Below are 21,971 nucleotides of genomic sequence, written 5' to 3' on the forward strand. Positions count from 1 at the left end.
CCGGGCGGCCCGGAGACGCCCGGCGTCAGGCCGACTTCTCGCCGCGCTCGCTGCGCGCGCGCCGCGTCGGCTGCCGGGCGACGATCGTCGGGTTCACGTTCTCCCGGACGGTCTGCTCGGTGATGACGACCTTCGCCACGTCGTCGCGGCTCGGGATGTCGTACATCACCGGCTGGAGCACTTCTTCCATGATCGCCCGCAGCCCCCGAGCACCGGTCCCGCGCAGGACCGCCTGGTCGGCGATGGCCTCGAGCGCGGTCTTGGTGAACTCGAGCTCGACGTTGTCCATCTCGAAGAGCTTCTTGTACTGCTTCACCAGGGCGTTGCGGGGCTGGGTGAGGATGTTGACCAGCGAGTCCTTGTCCAGGTGGTTCACCGTCGCCACGACCGGAAGACGGCCGATGAACTCCGGGATCAGCCCGAACTTGATCAGGTCCTCGGGCATGGTGTCCGAGAAGACGTCGCTCTCCTCGATCTCGGACTTGGTGCGGATCTCCGCGCCGAAGCCGAGGCCGCGCTTGCCGACCCGCTCGTTGATGATCTTCTCCAGCCCGGCGAACGCGCCGGCCACGATGAACAGCACGTTCGTCGTGTCGATCTGGATGAACTCCTGGTGCGGGTGCTTGCGGCCGCCCTGCGGCGGGACCGAAGCGGTGGTGCCCTCGAGGATCTTCAGCAGCGCCTGCTGGACACCCTCGCCGGAGACGTCCCGGGTGATCGACGGGTTCTCGCTCTTGCGGGCGATCTTGTCGACCTCGTCGATGTAGATGATCCCGGTCTCGGCCCGCTTGACGTCGTAGTCCGCCGCCTGGATGAGCTTGAGCAGGATGTTTTCGACGTCCTCGCCGACGTAGCCCGCTTCGGTCAGCGCCGTGGCGTCCGCGATCGCGAACGGCACGTTCAGCATCTTCGCCAGTGTCTGCGCGAGGTAGGTCTTGCCGCACCCGGTGGGACCGAGCATCAGGATGTTCGACTTGGCGAGCTCGACCGACTCGTCCTTCGAGTCCTTCGGCCCGGCCTTGTCGTCCGCCTGGATCCGCTTGTAGTGGTTGTAGACCGCTACCGCGAGGGTCCGTTTGGCGTCTTCCTGCCCGATGATGTACTGCTCGAGGAACTCGTGGATGTCGGCGGGCTTGGGCAGCTCGTCGAGCTTGACGTCGCCGGCCTCGGCCAGCTCCTCCTCGATGATCTCATTGCAGAGGTCGATGCACTCATCGCAGATGTAGACCCCGGGGCCGGCAATGAGCTTCTTCACCTGCTTCTGGCTCTTCCCGCAGAAAGAACACTTCAGCAGGTCTCCGCCGTCACCGATCCGTGCCATGGCCGTTGACCCTCGTCCCCTCCGGCGCGGGTTTCCGCGCCTGACGTGTGTTGCGACGGTGCGACCCGCGGTCAGGGGTGACCGAACGGAGCCTCACGCATTGCCACTGACGGTACCCGTCCGATGCCGCGAGCGGGAACACCCACGAACTCAGGGAGCACGTCAGAGGACGACCCTAAACCAGGATGCCGGTGTATGTCGTCTTCTCGACACACACCGGCCTGGCGGATCGAGCTACAGAGCCGACGCCTTGCGGTACGGCAGCACCTCGTCGATGATGCCGTACGTCTTGGCCTCCTCGGCCGTCAGGATCTTGTCGCGCTCGATGTCGGTCCGGATCTGGTCCGGGTCCTTGTTCGTGTGCTTGGCCAGGATGACCTCCATCTGGCGCCGCACCCGCTGGATCTCGTTGGCCTGGATCTCCAGGTCGGAGACCTGGCCGTAGGTGCCCTCGGTGGCCGGCTGGTGGATCAGCACGCGCGAGTTCGGCAGCGCGTAGCGCTTGCCCGGCGTGCCGGCCGCCAGCAGCACCGCGGCGGCCGAAGCGGCCTGGCCGAGGCAGTACGTCTGGATGTCCGGGCGGACGAACTGCATGGTGTCGTAGATCGCCATCAGCGAGGTGAACGAGCCACCCGGCGAGTTGATGTAGACCAGGATGTCGCGGTCCGGGTCCTCGTGCTCGAGGTGCAGCAGCTGGGCCATCACGTCGTTGGCCGACGCGTCGTCCACCTGCACGCCGAGGAAGATGACCCGCTCTTCGTACAGCTTGTTGTACGGGTTCGACTCCTTGACGCCGTAGCTGGTGCGCTCGACGTAGGACGGCAGGATGTACCGCGACTGGGGGATGTTCGGAGCCCGGAAGTCACCCGGGAGCCTGAAGTTGCTCATCGAAAGTCTCCTTGGTGCTTCGGGCTCAGCGAGAGCCCGGACGGGCGATGTCGGCGGTGAGGACGTGGTCCACGAACCCGTAGTCCTTCGCCTCCTGCGCGGTGAACCAGCGGTCGCGGTCGCCGTCCGCGATGATCTGCTCGACCGTCTGCCCGGTCTGGTCCGCGGTGATCTGCGCCAGCTCGCGCTTCCACTTGTTGAACAGGTCGGCCTGGATCGCGATGTCCGACGCGGTACCGCCGACACCGGCCGACGGCTGGTGCATCAGGATCCGCGCGTGCGGCAGCGAGTAGCGCTTGCCCGGCGTGCCCGAGGAGAGCAGGAACTGCCCCATCGAGGCCGCCATGCCCATCGCGTAGGTCGCCACGTCCGGGCGGATCAGCTGCATGGTGTCGTAGATGGCGAACCCGGCGGTGACCGAGCCACCCGGCGAGTTGATGTAGAAGCGGATGTCGGACTCGGCGTCGTCCGCGTCGAGCAGCAACAGCTGCGCGGTGATCCGGTTGGCGATCTCGTCGTTGACCTCGGAACCGAGGACGACGATGCGCTCCTGGAGCAACCGCTCGAACACCGAGTCGGTGAGGGTGAGCCCTGCGGTACCGGTCCGCGCCTCGGGCGTGTGCTGCGTCACGTCTGCCTGCCTTTTCGCCGGCGGCGACCCGGTGCTGACGGCCGCCGCTGTCGTTTCAGATGCTTGAGATCTTGTATCCGACCCTAACGAACTTGGGCGGTGCAGAATGCCTGACACCGCCCAAGTTCGCTCACAGCTTCACTCCGCCGGAGTCTTGGCCGTTTCGTCGGTGACCTGCGTCTCCTCGGTGGCCACGTCGGCGGGCGGCTCGTCGCTGCCGAAGAGCTCCGAGAGGTCGACCTCGGCGCCGGAGCCGTCGGTCACGGTCGCCTTCCGGACGACCGAGGCGAGGGCCTTGCCGCGGCGGACGTCGGCGTAGATCGCGGTCAGCTGGCCCGACTGCTGGGCGCGCTGGACGTACTCGTCCGGGCTGATCCCGAAGCGCTGGGCCTGGTAGATGATCCGCTCGGTGAGCTCGCCGTCGTTGACCGACACCTCTTCCTTGTCGGCGATGGTGTCCAGCAGCAGCTGCGTGCGGACGGCCTTCTCCGACTCGGTGCGGGTCTCCGCGTCGAACTCCTCGAGCGTGCGGCCCTCGGCCTCGAGGGCCTGCGCGAACTGGGCCTCGTCGTGGTCGAACGGGTGGATCGCGTCGTGCTTGCGGTTCTCGATCTCGGCGTCGAGCACCTTCTCCGGGATCGGCACCTCGGTGCGCTCCAGGAGCTCGTCGAGCACCTTGTCGCGGGCCTGGACGCCCTGCTGCATCTTCTTGACGCGGCCGAGCCGCTCGCGCAGGTCGTTCTTGAGCTCGTCGATCGTGTCGAACTCGCTGGCCATCTGGGCGAACTCGTCGTCGGCCTCGGGCAGCTCGCGGGTCTTGACCGACTGGACGGTCACGGTCACCTCGGCGTCCTTGCCGGCGTGCTCCCCGGCGACGAGCTGGGTGGTGAAGGACTTGGTCTCGCCGGCGCTCGCGCCCACGATGGCCTCGTCGATGCCGTCGACGAGCTGGCCGGAGCCGATCTCGTAGGACAGCCCGCTGGTGCTCGCCTCCTCGACGGCCTCGCCGTCGACGGTGGCGGCCAGGTCGATCGAGACGAAGTCGCCGGTCTCGGCCGGGCGCTCGACGCCGGTCAGCGTGCCGAAGCGGGCGCGCAGCTCGTCGAGCTGCTCGTCGACCTCCGCGTCGGTCAGCTCGACGTCGTCGACGGTGATCGCGAAGCCGTCCATGTCGGGCAGCTCGATCTCCGGGCGCACGTCGACCTCGGCGGTGAACTCGAGCACGTCGCGGTCCTCGAGCTTGGTCACGTCGAACTCGGGGTTGCCGAGCGTGCGGACCTCGTTGGCGCGGACGGCCTCGATGTACTTGGCCGGGATGGCCTCGTTGACGACCTCGTCGAGCACCGGGCCGCGCCCGATCCGGCTTTCCAGGACGCGAGCGGGCGCCTTGCCGGGCCGGAAGCCCGGGATGCGCACCTGCTGGGCGATCTTGCGGTAGGCGCGGTCGAAGTTCGGCTTCAACTCGTCGAACGGCACCTCGACATTGATCTTGACTCGCGTCGGGCTCAGCTGCTCGACGGTGCTCTTCAAGGTCTTCTCCTCGAGCGGTAACGATTGTGGTGGACAATCCTGCGGAAATGGCCCCGCCTCACCTGTCAGGCCGGGACGTCCGAGTCTAGGCCAGTGGCCTCCGCCACCGGGCCGGGGGCCACCTGCGGCGTCAGGCGCCCAGCATCCGGCCGATCACCCAGCGCATCTGGCCGGTCGCGTGCGCCACCGACCCGCTCGGCTGCACGAGGTGGGAGAGCAGCAGCCGGACGATGGCCTCGACCGCGACCGTCCACTCCGACAGGGTCAGCCCGGCCTCCGGGTAGCACCGGGCGAACAGGACCGCCACGGTGTCGACCGAGCGCTCGAGCACGCCCTCGGGCCGGGTGGTCAGCAGCGGGAGGAAGTCGTCCCGGCCGCCCTTCGGGCAGCCGAGCGCGATCAGCAGCAGCGGGTTGACCCGGGCGGCTTCGAGAGTCTGGCGGAACGCGGCGGTGACACCGTCGACGGGACGACCCGGGTGGGCGGCGACGACCTCGCCCACCCGCTCGGCGAAGCGCTCGGTTTCGCGCAGCAGCAACGCTTCGGCCAGTTCGGCCTTCGAGCCGAGTTCGTTGTAGACGGTCTGCCTGCTGACGCCGACGTCCGCGGCCAGCTTGCCCATCGTCACCGCGGCCCAGCCCTCGCCGGCGATGAGGGCGGCCGCCGCGTCCAGCAGCCTGTCCCGGGTGCGCACCGGGGCGGGATGGGTGACAGCCTTCACACGCTCAGCTTACCCACCGCTTGCGTTCGGCTGGCCGGGACCTTTTTTCGAAGCGTGGCGCAACGTTTACAAACCTCGGCGGGTTGTCTACGGTGACTCCCGCCTCGCCAGGAGCTTCTCGACCGAGGAGACCGCTCGATGCCCGTCGTCGATACCCCGCCGCGCGGCTCCCGGACGTCCGGATCCTCCCCGTCGGGGCCGCTGAACGTCGCGCCGGCCCCGCGCTCGGTGCCCTCGCCCCGCATCCCGCTGCCCCGCCTGTCGGTGCCGACGCTCCTGTTGTTCGCCGGCGGTGCCGCGCTGTGGGCCACCGCGACCTGGTTGCTGCTGGCCGGGATCGCGCCGCCGGTGTACACCGTGCCGCTGCACGCGATCGTCACCTTCACGATGTTCACCGTGGTGCACGAATCCGCCCACCACGCCGCAGGAAAGCTGACATGGGTCAACGAGGTGCTCGGCCGGCTGGCGATGCCGTTCGTCGCCGCGTACGCGTCGTTTCCCCTGCTCCGGTTCATCCACAGTGAACACCACCGCAACACGAACGCTGACTCGCACACGGATCCCGATGCGTGGACGTCGCAGGGAGCCTGGTGGTCGCTGCCGTTCCGCTGGCTCACCATCGACTTCTGGTACGCGCGCTTCTACACCGCGCGCGTGCGCACCCGCCCGGCGCCCGAGCGGGCGGAGACGATCGTGCTGCTGTCGCTGGCGTTCGTCGCGGCCGCGATCCTGATCGCCTGCGGTCACGGCCGGGAACTGCTGCTGGGGTACCTGCTGCCGCAGCGGATCGGGCTGGCCCTGCTGGCGTGGTGGTTCGACTGGCTGCCCCACCACGGCCTCCCCGAGGCGAAGCCGCGCGACAAGTTCGGCACCACACGGGTGCGGGTGGGGCTGGAGTGGCTGGTGACGCCGATGATGCTGTTCCAGAACTACCACCTGGTCCACCACCTCCACCCCGCCGTGCCGTTCTACCGCTACCTGCGGGCGTGGCGGGACAACCGGGACGCGTACCTGGCCCGCGACGTCCCGATCATCACGGCGTGGGGCCGGGAGCTGACGCCGGCGGAGTACCGCGCGTGGCGGCGGCTGGCCGACGACTTCGGCGACCACGAGCCGTGCCCCGAGCCGCCCCCGCGCGGCCCCAGCCGGTTCCACCGGCTGCGGGTCCGGGAGGTCCGGCCGCTGACCGCGGACGCCGTCGCGATCACCTTCGACGTCCCGCCGCAGCTGGCGCCGGAGTTCCGGTTCGCGCCGGGCCAGCACGTGGCGGTCCGCGCGGTGGTCGACGGCCAGGCCGTGCGGCGGACGTACTCGATCTGCGCGCCGGCGGACTCGGGCGAGCTGCGGATCGCGGTGAAACGGCGGGCCGGCGGGGCGTTCTCCGGCTTCGCGACCACGACGCTGGCCGCGGGCGACTTCCTCGACGTGCTGCCGCCCTCCGGCGCGTTCACGCTCACCCCGGATCCGGCGCGGACCGCGCACTACGTCGCGCTGGCCGCGGGCAGCGGCATCACGCCGGTGCTGTCCATCCTGGTCAGCACCCTCACCGCGGAACCGCACAGCCGGGCGACGCTGCTGTACGTCAACACCTCGGGGGCGACGACGTTGTTCGCCGCGGAGCTGAGCGCGCTCGCCGAAGGGTTCGGCGGCCGGCTGCACGTCGTCCACTACCGCACCGACGAACGCGACCCGGACCTGCACGTGCACCGGCCCCGGCACTTCGACGCGGTCGGCGAGGCGCTCGCCATCTCCCACGAGCGCTACCAGCGCGGGCGGCTCGACGGGACGCGGCTGCGCGCGCTGCTGCAGAACCGGCTGCACCCGGCGAAGGTCGACGAGTGGTTCCTGTGCGGGCCGCGCGGCCTGACGGAACTGGCCCGCCGCACCCTGGCCGACGCGGACGTCCCGGAGGAGAACGTCCACTTCGAACTCTTCCGCGGCGCGGCGCCCCTGCGCGACCCGGCGGGCACGCCGGCGAAGGTGGCGCTGACGCTGGGCGGCACGACGACGTGCGTCACGGCCGAAGCCGGGGAGACGGTCCTGGACGCGGCGTTGCGGGCCGGGTACGAGGTGCCGTACTCCTGCACCGGCGGGGCGTGCGGCACCTGCCGGGCGACGCTGCTGCACGGCCAGGTGGACATGGACGTCCGGTACGCCCTGACCGAAGACGACGTCGCGGCGAGCCGGATCCTGACGTGCCGCTCCCGCGCGACGACCCCGGAGGTCGCGGTCGACTACGACCGCCGCTGACCGCCCGCTTTCCGCTCCGCCCGGTGTCGCGAATGACTCATTCGGGACGTGGGAGGTCTCGAATGAGTCATTCGCGGCGTTCGCCGGGGAGCGCGGTCAGCCGGTCCGGGTCGGGGCGCCCGAGGGCGGTGTCCCCCGGCCGCCGCCCGGCGCCTGGCCCTGGCCCTGGCCCTGGCCGCCCGACTCGCCGTCCGTCACCGAGGTCGCCGTCGCCGTGCTGCCGGACTCCGTGGCCACCACCGTGACCGTGTCGCCCGTCGCCAGGCCGGTCGCCTGGGCCGACGTGATCGTGTACGTCTTCGAAAAGCCGTCGTCGCTCTTCGCGGTCAGCGACGTCGCGCTCAGCTCCGTCACCTCGCCCGTCTGCATGATCTTCGTGACGTAGCCGTCGTTGCCGTCGGACGACACGTACTCCCCGTGCAGCGCCGCGCCCAGGCCGCCGCCCCGCATGCCGCCGGGGCCGCCCGTCATGCCGCCCGGCCCGGCCTGGGTGTCGGTGGCCGCCGACGACGAAGCGGCCCAGACCGCCGCTCCCCCGCCGGCCACGATCACCGCCGCGACGGCGCCCGCCGCGACCTTCTTGCCCGGCGACCAGCCCGGCCGGGGAACCTGGCCCGGTGCCGGCGTCGCGCCCCACGTCTGGTCCGGAGTGGACGGTGCCTGCGGTGTGGTCATGGTGGTGCTCCTTCACGTGGTCCTTCGGTGCGATCCACGGTGGAGTCCCTCGCTGTGTGCGCACTGTGCCTGTCGTCAGCCGTTCCTGTGACCGGAGGAACCGGACATCCAGCGACGGGCCGGTCACCCCACAGCCGCCTCACAGGCAGCACACAACCCGCACACACGGCACGGACGGACGCTGGCTCCATGGCCGCGCGAACCATCCCGTCCCGCCCCCGCCGGGGGCGCCTTTCGCTGCGCGCGAAGCTGACCGGCTCGGTGGTCGTGCTGCTCACCGTGGTGTGCCTGATCATCGGGGTGGTCAGCGAGTTCGCGCTCGACGTGTTCCTCACCCGCCAGATCGACCAGCAGCTCTCGGCCGCGGCGAACCGCTCGCTGGTCTTCGCGAGCAACGTCCGGCCGCCGGATGGCGGTCCGCCGCCGGAGAGCCTGGGCCAGCACCCGCTCGGGCAGAACGTCGGCACGGTGAGCGCCACCTTCTCGGGTCGGCGGCTCGTCCACGACGACAGCATCTCCGAGCACGGCGGCCGGCTCGAGCTGAGCACGGACCAGCAGGCCCTCATGCTCTCGGTGCGCACCGACGGCGAACCGCACACCCTGTCCTTCGACGACCTCGGCGAGTACCGCCTGATGGCGCTGCGGGTTCCCGGGACGTCCGACGTCGTGGTGACCGGCCTGCCCATGAAACCGATCAACGACACCCTGCTCACCGTCGGGCTGATCCTGTTCGGCGTGGCCGCCGCGGGCGTGCTCGGCGCGGCCGTCCTCGGTGCGTTCGCGGTCCGCCGCACGCTGCGCCCGCTCGACCGCGTCGCGGCCACCGCCGGCCGCGTCAGCGAGCTTCCGCTCGACCGCGGCCAGGTGGCGCTGTCCATCCGCGTCCCGGAGGGCGACACCGACCCGCGGACCGAGGTCGGCCAGGTCGGCTCGGCGCTGAACCTGATGCTCGGCCACGTCGCCCAGGCCCTCGAAGCGCGGCACGACAGCGAAATCCGGGCCCGGCAGTTCGTCGCGGACGCCAGCCACGAACTGCGCACGCCGCTGGCCGCGATCCGCGGGTACGCCGAGCTGGCCGCCCGCGGCAGCGCGCTGGTGCCGCCGGACGTCGCGCACTCGATGGACCGGATCCAGTCCGAATCCGTCCGGATGACGGCGCTGGTCGAGGACCTGCTGCTGCTCGCCCGGCTCGACGCGGGCCGTCCCCTGGACGCGCGCGACGTCGACCTCACCAGGCTGGTCGCCGACGCGGTCGGGGACGCCCGGGTCGCCGGGCCCGGGCACCGGTGGCTGCTCGAGCTGCCGCCGGACCCGGTGCTCGTGTTCGGCGACGTCCAGCGCCTGCACCAGGTGCTGGCGAACCTGCTGGCCAACGCCCGCACGCACACCCCGCCGGGCACCACGGTCGTGACGGCGCTGGCCCGCTCGGCGGACGGCCACGCCGTGGTCACGGTGACCGACGACGGCCCCGGCATCGCGCCGGACCTGCTGCCGGACGTCTTCGAGCGGTTCGCCCGCGGTGACTCGTCGCGCTCCCGTCACGCCGGCAGCACCGGGCTCGGGATGGCGATCGCCTCCGCCGTCGTCGTCGCCCACCACGGCTCCATCGAGGCGCACAGCCGGCCCGGGCGGACGGAGTTCGCGGTGCGGCTTCCCGTGGCCGTGCCCGCACAGCGCGTGCACAGGCTCGGCACAACCCGGCCCCAGCTGGACACCGCAAGCTGAGCTCATGACCGCTGTGACATCCGGGGCTTCGCCCGGGGCCGAGGGCTCCGCCACCCGGAGCCCCCGGGAACAAGCCGCTCCCGAAACCGTCGTGCCCCCTTCCCCGCCGGCCCGCCCTTCCTGGCACCGGCCCGCGTTGGCCGCGCTCCTGCTCGGCACCGCGGTGCTCTACCTGTGGGGCCTGAGCGCCTCGGGCTGGGCCAACGCCTTCTACTCCGCCGCCGCGCAGGCGGGGTCGCAGAGCTGGAAGGCGCTGTTCTTCGGCTCCAGCGACGCGGCCAACGCGATCACCGTCGACAAGACCCCGGCCGCGCTCTGGGTGATGAGCCTGTCGGCGCGGCTGTTCGGCGTGAACGCGTGGAGCATCCTGGTGCCGCAGGCCTTGATGGGCGTGGGCTCGGTCTGGCTGCTGTACGCGACCGTCCGCCGCTCGTCCGGCCCGGCGGCCGGGCTCGTCGCGGGCCTGGTGCTGGCCCTGACGCCCGCCGCAGCACTGATGTTCCGGTTCAACAACCCGGACGCGCTGCTGGTGCTGCTCCTGGTGGCGGGCGCGTACTGCGTGGTGCGCGCGTGCGAGAAGGCGAGCCCGCGCTGGCTCGCGCTGGCCGGCGTCGCGGTCGGCTTCGGGTTCCTGGCGAAGATGCTGCAGGCGTTCCTGGTGCTGCCCGCGTTCGCGATCGCCTACCTGGTCGCCGCCCCGGTGTCCCTGGGCAAGCGGCTGCTGCACCTGCTCGGCGCGCTGGTCTCGGTGCTGGTGGCGGCGGGCTGGTACCTGGTGGTGGTTGCGTTGTGGCCGGCGGCTTCACGGCCGTACATCGGCGGCTCGCAGACGAATTCGCTGTGGGAATTGATCTTCGGTTACAACGGTTTCGGCCGCCTCACGGGCGACGAGGTGGGCAGCGTCGGCGGCGGCGCCGGCCGCGGCTGGGGTTCGACGGGCCTGACCAGGCTGTTCGGCAGCGAGATGGCGGGCGGCATCGCCTGGCTGCTGCCGGCGGCGCTGCTCGCTTTCTTCGCCGGCCTCTGGTTCACCCGCCGCGCCCCGCGCACGGACCCATCCCGGGCAGGCCTGCTGCTGTGGGGCGGCTGGCTGCTGGTGACGGCGCTGGTGTTCAGCTACATGGGCGGCATCATCCACCCCTATTACACGGTGGCCCTGGCCCCCGCGATAGCGGCGCTGGTCGGAACGGCGGCGGTCCAGCTGTGGCGCCTGCGCGCCCACCCGGCGGCGTCGGGTCTGCTCAGCGGCGGCGTCGCGGTGACGGCGCTGACGGCGTACCTGCTGCTTTCGGGATCGTCGTGGCAGCCGTGGCTGGCCCCGACGGTGCTGGTGGGCGGCCTGCTGGCGGCGGTGGCGCTGTTCTTCGCACCGCACCTGACCCGCGGAGCGGCTTCTTTCGTGGCGATCTTTTCGCTGGTGGTCCTGCTGTCCGGCACCGGGGCGTACACGCTGGCAACGGCGGCGGTGACGCACGGTGGAGCGATCCCCTCGGCCGGACCATCACCCGGCTTCGGCGGCGGCCGTGGCTTCGGCGGCCCTGGCGGCGGCTTCGGCGGCTTTGGCGGCGGCCGTGGCGGCGGCCCCGGTTCGCTGCTTTCGACGACAATGCCTGGCGCTTCGCTCACCGCGTTGCTCCGGCAGGACGCCTCGAAGTACACCTGGACGGCCGCCACGGTGCTGTCGAACGCCGCAGCGGGCTACCAGCTGGCCAGTGGTGCGCCGGTGATGGCGGTGGGCGGTTTCAACGGGACGGACCCGTACCCGACGCTGGCGCAGTTCCAGCAGTACGTGGCGAGTGGGCGGATCCACTACTTCCTGGGCGAGGGCATGTCGATGCAGGGCAACAGCGGTTCGGACGCGGCCCAGCAGATCGCCGAGTGGGTTGCTTCGCGGTATGAGGCATCCACTGTGGACGGCGTAACGATCTACGACCTGACTGCGACCGTGTGAGACACGACGAAAGCAGGGTGTGACGCCGGTCCGGGCCCGGGCAACCTGGTCAAGAACCGGCTCACTCCGGCACACTGGTGGTGCCCAGGCGAACAGGAGTTCCTGCTGATGACCGAGCCCTCCGTACGGTCGGCCGACTCGGCAGACCTGGATTCGTTCGCCACCGCCCTCGGCGACCGCGCATTTTTCGTCGATCGCTTCGAACGGCAGCGAAAAGGGCTGGGTGAGCTGTTCCTCGCTTGGCTTGACGGCCAGCCCGCCGGAGCCGTCTACCTGTGGCGGGAAGACGCTGAGGAGCTGCTGATCCGCTGTTACCTCCCCTGCGTGGCACTGCTGACCCACCTGGAAGTGCTTCCGGAGATGCGCAATCGCGGTGTCGGTCAGGCTCTGGTCGGGGCGGTCGAGCAGCATCTGCGCGACCGTAGCCATCACCGTGTCGCACTTGCAGTGCGTACGGACAACCACGACGCGGCGCGGCTCTACGGCCGGCTCGGCTACCGGGATTGGGCACACGGCGAGGTCACTTGCTTGTCGTGGACGACCTCGCCGGACGGACGGCAGGTACGGGAACCAGAACGATGCCGCATCCTGGTCAAGGACTTGGCACTGATGCCGCCGGCACCACGGACGGAGTTCCGGACCATCGGCACGCTTCAGCGCTTCAATCCCTGATCGGAACCCCTGGCTGCGCCAAGTCCGAAAGCTTCAATGTGGTCAACGCGCCCGCAAAATCTTTGGCTGCGCGCCGCTCACGCCGGACAGTCCGGAGGTGCCTCTGCCACCGCAGGCTGTCAGCCTGCCAGGCATGGAGGTACCGCACGCAGAGATCCGGGGTGATCAGCTTGCTGCGGCCGATCGCGGCCCTGAGCGCAGCCAGCATCCGGTCCTTCTGTGCCGGCTCGACCGCAGACGCCTCGACCAGGCCGATGGTGGTCCGGATGATCCGGCGCCGGGCAGGGAGGAACTCACGCCAGTACCGCTCGTCGGCATCAGCCAGGCGGAGACCGTCGTCAAGGAGACTGAACAACCCCTCCGCGAGGGTGTCACCCAGCTCCTCTCCACGAGCACGCCGCGAGTCGCGGTAGGGATCGTAGGGCTGTTGGATCGCCGTCCCGATCACCGCCGACCGACGCATGCGCATGCCGTCCAGAAGAAAGAACCAGTCTTCGTTGTAAATGTTGGGAAAGAACGAGCCGAACGCGGCTTCGCCGACAGCGAGCGCGCCACCGCCGATGAACGTGTGCTGCGCGACGCCGACGTCCCGAAGGGCGTGGCACACCACCGAGTTGTCCGGCATACCGGCGTTCGCAAGGCCTGCTACAGCATAGTCGTCGACGAGACCAGCTGCGGCGGTGAGATCCGCCGAATCGGGCACGACGATATCGTCGTCGAGGAAGAAAAACCGTTTCCACCCGGCCAACGCGGCGATCAGGAGGCCGAGGTTGCGCTTGAAGCTGACGTCGGTCTGCCTGGTGAACCTGCCGAAGAAACGCAGGAGCTCATCGGTGGCGAAGGGAGGCACCAGATGCTTGGGCACCAGATCCACGTTGAGCGCAGTCGCGCGCACCCCCTCGCGTTTCGCCAACAGCGCAGCGCTCGCTGCGTCGGATTGCTTGCTGCAGAGCAGAAGCAGGTGGACGTCGAGGTCTTTCGCCACCGCCATTGCTTTGCACAAAGAGGCAGCGCGGCGCGCAGTCGGCACGATGATCGCGTCCACCTCCGCGCGCGGTGCGAAGGCCGTGTCGGCTCTGACCAAGAGGTCAAGGTGGGATTGGTGCTGCCGCACCTGCGGGTGACGGCGCGCGGTCATTCGTCGGCCTTGGACCACTCGTGCAGCACGTTGTCCTCGATGGTCCAGTCGGGGGTCAGCCCATTGCCGGCCACGATCAACACGCGGCTGATCACGCTGAACGAGTCGGCGCCGCGGAACCGGGATCTGATGTAGTCCTGGTTCCGGTCACGGAAGCGGGGGTCGGTCAGCGCTCTAACTGCTCCCAGCGTGCCGCGACCGTACATACCATTGCACACCGTCACTGTGCGCTCTTGGTTGAAGGGACTGACTCCGCGATAGAAGTGCGCCACGTCCTCCAACAGGCGCCCCGCGCGATCCAGCTTGGGCTCGAACAGTTCCGATCGACCGGCGTACTTCACACGGAATCCACCGTGTTCGGCGTCAGCCTCGCGCGCGACTTGTTCGACAGGCAGGTCCGCTACCCGCTCGATTACATCACGGGTCACCTTGTTGAAATCGACACCGCCAAGGAGAATTAAATGGCTCGTGTAGTCCTTCAAAACCAGCTCATCACTCGTCTTGAACGTGACCAGGTTATCCGGATTGCGCGAGCGAATATGACCAAACAGGACGATCAACGCGTCCGGATCGGCATAGGTGTAGAGTGTGACGAAATCGGCGCTTTCCGGATTCGCGTACGTCAAGTGCTCCCGGTACTTCGCGGGCAACGGAGCGCACACGATGGTGATATCTTCGCCCTCCGGGAAGCGCCAGACATCCGGCAGGGGCGCGGCCGCCGACTCTTCTCCGCCGCGAAGCTTCATCAGCTCGACCAACAAATCGTCACGGAGTTTGCGCTCGTCGTCGGTGAGGTTTTCCAGCGGAAGAACCCGCACGCTTCCCCCTTCCACCGACCGGCGCGTCGCGAAGAGTGTGGCGTAGGCGTCGAGCCGCTTGATCGGCGGGGTAACAGGCTTTTCGATGTTCTCCCACGAGGAGATGAGCGAGACGCTTAGCGGCTTCGCCCCGCCGATCGCCGCCGCGAGCTGCGACTGGGTGATTCCCGCGTCGGGCCACTCCTTCTCCCGCAGCTCGCGCAAGCGGCGGGCAAGGGCGGGCCGCGGCTTGGCTTGGGACACGACTCCGCCTTTCAGTAAATTTCAGTGGCGCGAGCAAGGGGTAAATTGTACATACCGACAGACGAGTTTCGAACGCGGGTCCTCCCAAACCGGGGCCGAAGCGTGACCAGAGGGTGTTTTCCCTGGCACCAAACGGGTAACTTCCGATGCTACCCCTTCCTCGTACCGGACTACGGGTTCTACAGTCAACTTCGACTGAAACTTCAGTCCCGACCTGAAGTCAGGAGTCGGCCATGGGCACCTCACCACGCAACACACCGCTCCCTCGGGCCATGATGGCCGTCGACATCGAAGGGTCGACCACGCACACGAACCCCGCCCGAGCCCGGCTCCGGACCGCGCTGTTTGAGCTGCTGGACGAGGCCCTCCTCGCCGGCGGAGTGACCAAGAAATTCCGCGACGAGTACGTCGACCGCGGGGACGGCGCCCTGTGCCTGGTCCGCCCCGTCGACCAAGCTCCGAAGACGGTTCTGCTCACCAGCGTCGTTCCGGCACTGGCCGCACTGCTCGCCAAACGCGCCGAGAACCACCCCGAACTTGCCTTCCGGCTGCGAGTCGCTGTGCACGCGGGGGACGCCCACTACGACAAGCGGGGGCCGTACGGTGAAGACGTCGACATCACCTGCCGGCTCGTCGACGCTCCCGAGGTCCGGCGCCGCCTGCGGGAGACAACCGACCCGCTCGTGCTGGTGATTTCCCAGGAAATACATCATTCGGTGGTGCGGCACGGCTACGCCGGAATGGATCACTACGAATTCACCCAAGTCGCTCACTTCTCGATGGGGAAACGACGGCTCCGCGGCTGGATCCATGTCCCCAGAGCCGGGCAACTCGTGGACGGCATGACCGCATAGCGCCCAGCGGACCGGCGCGGCGACTGGGGAGGTGGACGCGGCCATGAAAGCAGGTGGCTTCTGGACCGGCCTGGATACCGCCACGCATTCCAGATTGGCGGAGTCGGGGCGGCCTCGCCGGTTCCGGCGCGGACAAACGCTGTGTCGGGAAGGCGACCGCTCCCGCGCCGTGTTGTTACTGCGGTCGGGTCACGTGCGAATCCTCAGCTCCACGTCTGACGGGCGCGAAGTGATCGTCGGGGTGCGCGGAGAAGGTGACGTCGTTGGCGAACTGGCGGCAATCGACGCTCTACCGCGCTCCGCAACCGTCGAAGCTCTGGACGATGTCGACGCGCTGGAAATCTCAGGGTCGACCTTCGTCCATCTGTGCCGGACCCAACCCCGCCTCTCTTGGGCGCTGGTGCTCGTCCTCAGTGCGCGCTTGCGAGACGTCGGCAAGCAGAGGTTGGAACTCGGCAGTGGAACCGCACTGCGACGTGTCGCGGCGCAGCTCATGCAGCTTGCCGTCCAGCACGGCCTGAGGAACGGCGACGAGGTCGAAATCGCCGTCCCGGCCACGCAGGCCGAACTCGCCATGACCGCGGCGATGTCCAGGGAGTCGTGGGCCCGGGCCACGCGAGAACTGCGTCAGGCGGGTGTCATCAGCACTGGCAGAAGACAGTTGACGATCCACCGCTTGGCCGAACTTCGCAGGCTCGCGAGCTGAATTTCCCCTTTCTGTGTCATCTGACACAGAAAGGGCGGCGAGCCGGAGGTCTCCTGGATCCACCGAGGAGGAGGGCAAGCATGGATTTCCACACGACCCCACCGCGTCGCAGCCACTGGCGCCGGGGCGTCTACGCAGCTTGGATCGTCATCCCGTTCACCGCTTCGCAGGTCTGGGCACTGCTGGTGTTGTTGCGGTTGGCGCCACTCGATGGCTTGCTGGGTCAAGCTTTCGTCCTGACCCTGCTGGGATCCGTCGCCGCGATCTGGGCGGGATGGCGCTGGACCTGGAAGCTGGGCCGCGACCGGGACCTCCGGCCCGAACCCACCGCCAAGAACCGGATCCCGACATGACGCCCGGACTGGCGATCCTGACAACGCTTCTGTTCGGCATCGCGACCGGACGTTTCTCGCGCCACCTCGGCGGCCTTCTCCGTCGCCGGCTCACCGAAAGGAATACGGAAATGACCACCGCTCCGCAACCGTCTGTCCCCGCACGGCTCTACCACTGGCGGTGGGAAATCCTGGCGGTGACGCTGCTCCCCTACGCTCTCGTGACATTCGCGCTGTGGGCGGGCGCGCTGTGGGCGTCGGCTGTCCTGGCCACCGCCATCGGCTTGGCGGTGCTGCGGCGCCGGCAGCTGCGGACTCGGATCCAGACAATACGGTTGCAACACCGGCTGAGGGCGGTATTCCCGCTGCTGCGCCTACCGGGTGGGCGTTGCCCGGCGATCCTTTGGAGCCGCCCTCGCGGCGACGACATCGTCGTTTCCCTGTTCGGGCGCGAGGCGTTCGAGCCATTGCACCGCCGGCGCACCGTCCTGGCCGCGGCGTGTTCCGTCCCGGCCGTCTACGTCGACCGCCACCCGAAGTACGCCAGCCTGGTGACGCTGACCATCAGCCCGACCGGCGGCCCGCGGGAACCGAGCCGGGCACTGGTCCCGAGCAACGTGGTTCCGCTGCGCGCGCACAGCTAAACGGATACACCCAGCACGTCGGTGAGCAATGTGGACAGTTCGCCGCCGTGCCAGGAACTGGCCGAGAACCGCTCTTGGGCGATCCCCCGCCAGGGAACCGTTCCCCTCGTGAACTCACCGTCGGACGTGAGCGTCCCGATCTCCTGCGCCGCGACACCTTCCTCGCGCAGGGTCTTGGTCGCCACCTCGACGTCCTCGGCCCGGACCGCGACGACGAGGCCCCAGTCGCCCCAGGTCTGGGCGAGGGCGAACGGCGTCAACCCGCACTGCCGGGCCACCGAAGCCGGCCGTTCGTCGAGGGTGAACTCTTCCGCGACGGACGCACCGAGGCCATTCGCTTCACAAAGCGTGCGGACCGTCGCGAACAGGCCGTCGGAAACGTCCATCGCCGCCCGCGCGAGTCCGGAGGCAGCCAGCAGCCGCCCGGCCTTCAGCTGGGCCATCGGCCGGCAGGCGCGCTCCCAGACGTCCGAACGGTCCGGCTCCGGGAGTGTCGCCTGGCCGGTCTCCAGCAAGGCCGCGGCCCAGAGGTAGCCGGGGGATCCGACCAGCAGCAGGCGGTCCCCGGCGAGAGCGCCGGACCGCCGGAGCCTGCTGCCCGGGACGCATCGGCCGATCGCGGTGGCCGTCAGGTGCGTCACGGCACCGTCCCGGATGTCGCCTCCGACGACTTTGGTGTCGTGCGCGGCGCAGCAGTCGTCGACGCCGTCGAGCAGTCGCTCGAAGGCCCCGACCGTGGTCGTTTTCGGCAGGGTGTAGTTGACGACGAGCCCCAGCGGCTCGGCCCCGGCCGCGGCGAGGTCCGACAGGTTGATCGTGGCCAGCAGCCAGCCCGCGTGGTAGAGGTCGGGCTCGCGCAGGAGATTGACCAACGGTGTCGGACAGCTGTCGGTCGTCGCCACGAGTTCGCTGGGTGCGTTCACCGCCCCGAGGAGGGCGCTGTCGTCGCCGAAGCCTTCCGTGCCGTCGTAACGCGGCCGCAGGACGTGTTCCTGGATGCCGCGCTCACCCAGGTCGCCGAGGCGCGGCTCAGTGGTATCGGACATGATCCGCCAATCGGGATGCGACGACCGCGTGGTCACTCGAATAATTGTGCGGCATGGTGCCGTAGGACAGCTCGCTCCCAGCGGAGGCGAACAGCATCAAGTTGCAGATGCGCACTCCGGGATACAACAGCACCGGGTGCCTGAGGTGGTTGACGATCTCCAGGGTGAGCACAGCGCCGGTCTCGTGGCCGAAGCCGGGGCTGACTTGCCCGCACAGCACCACGCTGATCCCGAGCCTCGCGTAGTCGCTGGTGCCGTCGACGAGCCCGGCCAAGTTCCCGGACAGGCCGATCTTTTCCAGCGTCGGGGCGAGCACCACCTCCCCCGGCTCGACGGTCAGCCGCCCACGTCCGTCCGGCTCCTTCGGGACGAGCTCGGGGTGGGTCGAACGGTCCGCGACGTCCACCGGGCCGGTGGTGACCAGGCTGAACGCCTCGTGGCCCAGCCGCAGGCTGAGCGCGGCCGGGCGCACCAACGCGGGATCGAACGGATCCACCCGCAGCTCGCCGGCACCGAGGGCGCGCCGGATCGCCCGGTCGGTCAGAATGCCCGGCCGGCTCCGTTTCCTGGCCTGGTCCGCCGTCTCCCCGAACGTCATGGCGCGACCTCGCTGTCCAGGCTCGCCCGCACGGCGGTCACGAGCTCGTGGAAGTCGGCCTCGGTGAGATCGAAGTTGGGCTGGTCGTCGCTTTCCCCGGGCTCGCAGTAGACGACCGTGGTGGGTGTCCGCCGGGGTCCCTGGATCACGACCGTGGCGGTGAGCCCGGCGTCGATCGGCCGCACCGTGTGCACGATCTCCGTGTCGCAGGTGTAGACGTCACCACCCTGGACGTGCGGAACCGCCCGGCGTTTGAGCCGCGCCTCACCGTCGGCGGCCAGGGCGGATGGATTCGCGGGGTCCGTGCCGTAGCGATACCGCCGGAAGGGCTTGCCGCCCTCGGCCGTCTCCGCGAACTCGACCATGTGCATCCCGGCCCCGACCAATACGTGCGAGGCGAACTCCCAGCGGTGGCTGTGCGGGTTGGATTCCCCGCGGGACGGCGTTTCGCTGCGCGGCCAGACATGCAGGCGGACGCGGAACTCCGGCTCGGCACCGGCGTGGAGGACGATCTTCGCGAAGCCGTTGGGATGCCAGTACGAGCGTTTCGCGATCTCGGCGACCGCCGCGTCGTCGGCGGCCAGGTCGCGCAGCCACGCGGCGAACGCACCACGGGCGGCGCGCACGTGCTCGGCTGCCGCCACCAGCTCGTTCAGCCCGGGCTGGGACTCACTGCCACGCAGGACTTCCGCGAGCTGTCGGGGGAAGACGTGGTCGTCGGCGACGACCCTCGGTGTCGTGCTCATCGGGTGAGGGTCTCTATTCTGCGGCCGCAGGGGGAAGGAACGGAGGTGCCGCGAAGACCAGCGCAGCCGAGCGCAGCGCCGTCACGGCGTCGAGGGTCATCCAGATGGGGAGGTCACCACTGCCCCAGGCCCACAGGCCGACACCGGCTTCGTAGCGTTCCCACAGGGAGCTGAGCGCGCGGCTCAGCCGGACCGCCGGCACCTGCGGTGCCTCGGCCAGGGCCTGGACGACCCAGGCGGAAGTGAAGTGCTTGATGTTCACCCGGACCGCGTCCCGGCCACCGGGCTGGGGCAGTGCCAGGTCTTCCATGATTCCGTCGTCCGGGTGGTTCCGGTCGAGGAGCCACTTGGTGCCGACCTCGACGGCGTCCCGGACGTCGGCGCGGTCGTCGCCGGCGCGCAGGAGAGCCCGCAGCGCCACGACGGCTCGGGCCGTGTGCGCTGTCGACGGTTCGGGCGCCACCAGCCGGGGCTCCTTCTTCTCGCCCCAGAGCGGGACGCCGTCGAAGTCGAGCCGGGCCGCGAGAAGGTCGTCCGTCAGGCCCCGGGTCAGCGGGGCGTCCGGCCCGAGCCGGACCGAAGTGCGTAAAGCGGCGGAGAGCAGGAAGGGCCGCGTCCGGCTGTAGTCGTCCAGCGAGCTCTGGAGGCTTTCGAGCCCTTCCTCCGCCGACAGGATGGTGCTGGTCTGGGACAGCGCGTCCACGACCGCCGCCGTGACCTCGGGGCGACGGCCCTCCGACCGGCCTTGCCAGCCGTACTCGGTCCGCTTGGCGTAAAGGTCCTGGACCACCGCATGTAGGTCGATGTAGGGCTCGCCCAGCACGACCATCGCACTGATCCCGTAGGCGGTGGCGAGCGTCGTCTGCTTGCCCCGCTTCTGGAGGTTGTGCCGCCAGCCGACCGCCCGGCCGTTCTCGTCGCGGATCAGCTCCTGCGCGAGGACGGCCCCGGCCCGCCGGAAGACGTCGAGCAGGGATCCCCCCGTGGTGAGGACCCCAGCCGACGCCTGCCCCGGCGACCGCGCCGCTTCGGCCAGCTCCACCAGCGCATTCGCTGCCCGGAAGTGATCGTCGAGCAGCCTGGCGTTTTCCACCGACGGGAGGTAGCGGCCGGTCTCCCACTGGGTCAGGTTGGCCCGGCTCACCCCGACGATCCGGGCGACGTCCGCCTGGGTCTGGCCGGCCGCTTTGCGCAGCCGCCGCAGCTCGGCACCCACCTGCTCGGCCGTCACCGTTACCACATCAGTACCTATCGGCCGCGGGGCGGTCGACATAGAATGTAGGTAAGCACTCGGCACCAGCCTTACCTACTCAGGTAGGCGGAGGTAGGGAGGTGACAATATGTGGACACAGAGCGCACCTTATCTCATCGCTGACTGTTCGTTGGTGCGGACGGCGCATGACTCGCCCGAACGGGTTGCATCCCCAGCTAGAGGGCCACCCTTCCGCCGTATCGGTCGCGACCGCGCGCAGCTGGGGCACCACGCAAAGTGCCCGGCGGCCTCCCCGAGCCGCCCGTGGGCGACCCTACCGGGTCGGCCTTCCGAGTCCGTGCGTTCACTCCGGGGGTGCCACGATGCAAGACCACAACCTACCTACGTCCGGCCAACGCAGTTGGTTCGACCGGCTGCTCTACCGCCTCGGCACCTGGCTGTTCGCCACCGAGGAAGACGCCCGCGCCGAAGCGCGCGGCTGGGAGGTTCGCCGCGGGGCCCGAGGCACCCGCACCTACCGCGATCCTCGCTGGGACACCGTGCACGCCTGTATTTCCTGCGGCGGCCACGGGCTCAGCTTGACCGACGGCGCGGCTTGCCCGGCCTGCACCGGCACCGGAGTCGTCCGCCGGGCGCCCACGACCGCCGTCCCGGTCGCCGACGGCTGCGAAGGAGCACGGTCATGACCCACGACAACCACGTCCCCGAACTGGCTCGGCACCTGGCCCCCGTGAAGCGGTCCAACCCGGTGCTGTGGCTCTACCACTGGCGTTACGAGCTCCTCGCCGTGACGCTCCTGCCCTACGCCCTGGTCAACCTGGTCCTCTGGCTCGGGCCGATCTGGTCCGTCATCGCTTTGGTGGCGGCGTTCAACTGGGTCTTCTACTGGCGCGCCGCCCGCCGTCACGTACGTGGCCGGCTGCGCGCGATCGTGGTGCAGCACCGGCTCCGCTCGGCCTTCGCGGGTGCCCGGATCTGCACGGTGGACGGCCGCCGGCCGGCGATCCTGTGGACCCGCCCGGTGGACGGCGACATCGTGGTCTCGCTGTTCTGCCCGGCGGGCATCGGGTTCGAGCAGCTCCACTCCCGGCGGGACGTCCTGGCGAACGCCTGCTTCGCCGCCGAGGTCTACGTCGACCGGCATCCGAAGTACGGGGCTCTGGTGACGCTGACGATCTGCACCACGGCGTTCCGGCGCGAGCCCGGCCGGGCCGCGTCACCCGGCGAAGTGGTCCCGCTGCGAGCTCACAGCTGAGCCCCCCGGTGCCC

The 21,971-nt window shown here is 69.6% G+C and carries 22 protein-coding genes; 10 read left to right on the forward strand and 12 right to left on the reverse strand.

The genetic code is table 11. The features are described from left to right. Positions 1 to 25: 25 nt before the first annotated feature. From clpX to AB0F52_RS31190, 5 genes are all read right to left on the reverse strand, one after another. Entirely contained in the window at positions 26 to 1,321 is a 1,296-nt protein-coding gene (clpX, locus tag AB0F52_RS31170) for an ATP-dependent Clp protease ATP-binding subunit ClpX (RefSeq protein WP_360178835.1), read from the reverse strand. Positions 1,322 to 1,555: 234 nt separating this feature from the next. Then, the gene (locus AB0F52_RS31175) at positions 1,556 to 2,209 is read right to left on the reverse strand and encodes an ATP-dependent Clp protease proteolytic subunit (RefSeq protein WP_308674633.1); all 654 of its coding nucleotides are present in this window, start codon (positions 2,207 to 2,209) and stop codon (positions 1,556 to 1,558) included. 25 nt (positions 2,210 to 2,234) lie between these two features. Further along, complete coding sequence (locus AB0F52_RS31180) at positions 2,235 to 2,840, reverse strand: ATP-dependent Clp protease proteolytic subunit (RefSeq protein WP_360178838.1); 606 nt, start codon at positions 2,838 to 2,840, stop codon at positions 2,235 to 2,237. Positions 2,841 to 2,978: 138 nt separating this feature from the next. Beyond that, positions 2,979 to 4,370: a trigger factor gene (gene tig, locus AB0F52_RS31185; protein ID WP_360178841.1), complete on the reverse strand. Its 1,392-nt coding sequence runs from the start codon at positions 4,368 to 4,370 to the stop codon at positions 2,979 to 2,981. 130 nt (positions 4,371 to 4,500) lie between these two features. Then, the gene (locus AB0F52_RS31190) at positions 4,501 to 5,091 is read right to left on the reverse strand and encodes a TetR family transcriptional regulator (RefSeq protein ID WP_360178844.1); all 591 of its coding nucleotides are present in this window, start codon (positions 5,089 to 5,091) and stop codon (positions 4,501 to 4,503) included. A 138-nt stretch (positions 5,092 to 5,229) separates the two neighbouring features. Between AB0F52_RS31190 and AB0F52_RS31195 the strand changes: the two genes are divergently transcribed. Beyond that, positions 5,230 to 7,341, forward strand: a complete 2,112-nt coding sequence (locus AB0F52_RS31195) for a fatty acid desaturase (RefSeq protein ID WP_360178847.1) — start codon at positions 5,230 to 5,232, stop codon at positions 7,339 to 7,341. 96 nt (positions 7,342 to 7,437) lie between these two features. Here AB0F52_RS31195 and AB0F52_RS31200 read toward each other — a convergent pair whose 3' ends face one another. Further along, a complete protein-coding gene (locus tag AB0F52_RS31200; RefSeq protein WP_360178850.1) occupies positions 7,438 to 8,016 on the reverse strand; it encodes a hypothetical protein in 579 nt (192 codons plus the stop codon). A 189-nt stretch (positions 8,017 to 8,205) separates the two neighbouring features. Between AB0F52_RS31200 and AB0F52_RS31205 the strand changes: the two genes are divergently transcribed. The 3 genes from AB0F52_RS31205 (at position 8,206) to AB0F52_RS31215 (ending at position 12,364) form a co-directional block, all read left to right on the forward strand. Beyond that, a complete protein-coding gene (locus tag AB0F52_RS31205) occupies positions 8,206 to 9,741 on the forward strand; it encodes an ATP-binding protein (RefSeq protein ID WP_360178853.1) in 1,536 nt (511 codons plus the stop codon). A 4-nt stretch (positions 9,742 to 9,745) separates the two neighbouring features. Further along, entirely contained in the window at positions 9,746 to 11,692 is a 1,947-nt protein-coding gene (locus tag AB0F52_RS31210) for a glycosyltransferase family 39 protein (protein WP_360178856.1), read from the forward strand. Positions 11,693 to 11,800: 108 nt separating this feature from the next. After that, positions 11,801 to 12,364, forward strand: a complete 564-nt coding sequence (locus AB0F52_RS31215) for a GNAT family N-acetyltransferase (protein WP_360178858.1) — start codon at positions 11,801 to 11,803, stop codon at positions 12,362 to 12,364. On the opposite strand, the gene AB0F52_RS31220 is transcribed toward AB0F52_RS31215, so the two are convergent. After that, the gene (locus tag AB0F52_RS31220; RefSeq protein ID WP_360178861.1) at positions 12,354 to 13,502 is read right to left on the reverse strand and encodes a hypothetical protein; all 1,149 of its coding nucleotides are present in this window, start codon (positions 13,500 to 13,502) and stop codon (positions 12,354 to 12,356) included. The genes AB0F52_RS31215 and AB0F52_RS31220 overlap by 11 nt on opposite strands. Next, the gene (locus AB0F52_RS31225) at positions 13,499 to 14,563 is read right to left on the reverse strand and encodes a helix-turn-helix transcriptional regulator (RefSeq protein ID WP_360178864.1); all 1,065 of its coding nucleotides are present in this window, start codon (positions 14,561 to 14,563) and stop codon (positions 13,499 to 13,501) included. Before AB0F52_RS31225 ends, AB0F52_RS31220 begins: the two co-directional genes overlap by 4 nt. A 275-nt stretch (positions 14,564 to 14,838) precedes the next feature. On the opposite strand from AB0F52_RS31225, the gene AB0F52_RS31230 reads away from it, so the two are divergent. From AB0F52_RS31230 to AB0F52_RS31245, 4 genes are all read left to right on the forward strand, one after another. Then, the gene (locus tag AB0F52_RS31230) at positions 14,839 to 15,417 is read left to right on the forward strand and encodes a hypothetical protein (RefSeq protein ID WP_360178867.1); all 579 of its coding nucleotides are present in this window, start codon (positions 14,839 to 14,841) and stop codon (positions 15,415 to 15,417) included. A gap of 31 nt (positions 15,418 to 15,448) precedes the next feature. Beyond that, on the forward strand, positions 15,449 to 16,123 hold the full coding sequence (locus tag AB0F52_RS31235) for a Crp/Fnr family transcriptional regulator (RefSeq protein WP_360178870.1): 675 nt from the start codon (positions 15,449 to 15,451) through the stop codon (positions 16,121 to 16,123). A gap of 80 nt (positions 16,124 to 16,203) precedes the next feature. Next, positions 16,204 to 16,476: a hypothetical protein gene (locus AB0F52_RS31240; protein WP_360178873.1), complete on the forward strand. Its 273-nt coding sequence runs from the start codon at positions 16,204 to 16,206 to the stop codon at positions 16,474 to 16,476. Then, a complete protein-coding gene (locus AB0F52_RS31245; protein ID WP_360178876.1) occupies positions 16,473 to 17,099 on the forward strand; it encodes a hypothetical protein in 627 nt (208 codons plus the stop codon). Before AB0F52_RS31240 ends, AB0F52_RS31245 begins: the two co-directional genes overlap by 4 nt. On the opposite strand, the gene AB0F52_RS31250 is transcribed toward AB0F52_RS31245, so the two are convergent. The 4 genes from AB0F52_RS31250 to AB0F52_RS31265 are packed head-to-tail and all read right to left on the reverse strand — an operon-like array spanning position 17,096 to position 20,720. After that, positions 17,096 to 18,145: a thiamine-phosphate kinase gene (locus AB0F52_RS31250; protein ID WP_360178879.1), complete on the reverse strand. Its 1,050-nt coding sequence runs from the start codon at positions 18,143 to 18,145 to the stop codon at positions 17,096 to 17,098. The two genes, AB0F52_RS31245 and AB0F52_RS31250, sit on opposite strands and share 4 nt — an antisense overlap. Continuing rightward, a complete protein-coding gene (gene dcd / locus AB0F52_RS31255; RefSeq protein WP_360178881.1) occupies positions 18,129 to 18,743 on the reverse strand; it encodes a dCTP deaminase in 615 nt (204 codons plus the stop codon). The genes AB0F52_RS31250 and dcd overlap by 17 nt, the downstream gene beginning before the upstream one ends. After that, a complete protein-coding gene (locus AB0F52_RS31260) occupies positions 18,740 to 19,489 on the reverse strand; it encodes a hypothetical protein (protein WP_360178884.1) in 750 nt (249 codons plus the stop codon). The genes dcd and AB0F52_RS31260 overlap by 4 nt, the downstream gene beginning before the upstream one ends. A 13-nt stretch (positions 19,490 to 19,502) precedes the next feature. Then, positions 19,503 to 20,720, reverse strand: a complete 1,218-nt coding sequence (locus tag AB0F52_RS31265) for a helix-turn-helix domain-containing protein (RefSeq protein WP_360178887.1) — start codon at positions 20,718 to 20,720, stop codon at positions 19,503 to 19,505. Positions 20,721 to 21,064: 344 nt separating this feature from the next. On the opposite strand from AB0F52_RS31265, the gene AB0F52_RS31270 reads away from it, so the two are divergent. Beyond that, complete coding sequence (locus tag AB0F52_RS31270) at positions 21,065 to 21,388, forward strand: hypothetical protein (protein ID WP_360178890.1); 324 nt, start codon at positions 21,065 to 21,067, stop codon at positions 21,386 to 21,388. Further along, positions 21,385 to 21,957: a hypothetical protein gene (locus AB0F52_RS31275; protein WP_360178893.1), complete on the forward strand. Its 573-nt coding sequence runs from the start codon at positions 21,385 to 21,387 to the stop codon at positions 21,955 to 21,957. The genes AB0F52_RS31270 and AB0F52_RS31275 overlap by 4 nt, the downstream gene beginning before the upstream one ends. The last annotated feature ends 14 nt before the right edge of the window (positions 21,958 to 21,971 follow it).

This window comes from Amycolatopsis sp. NPDC024027 (genome assembly GCF_040638975.1).
Taxonomy (GTDB): Bacteria; Actinomycetota; Actinomycetes; order Mycobacteriales; family Pseudonocardiaceae; genus Amycolatopsis.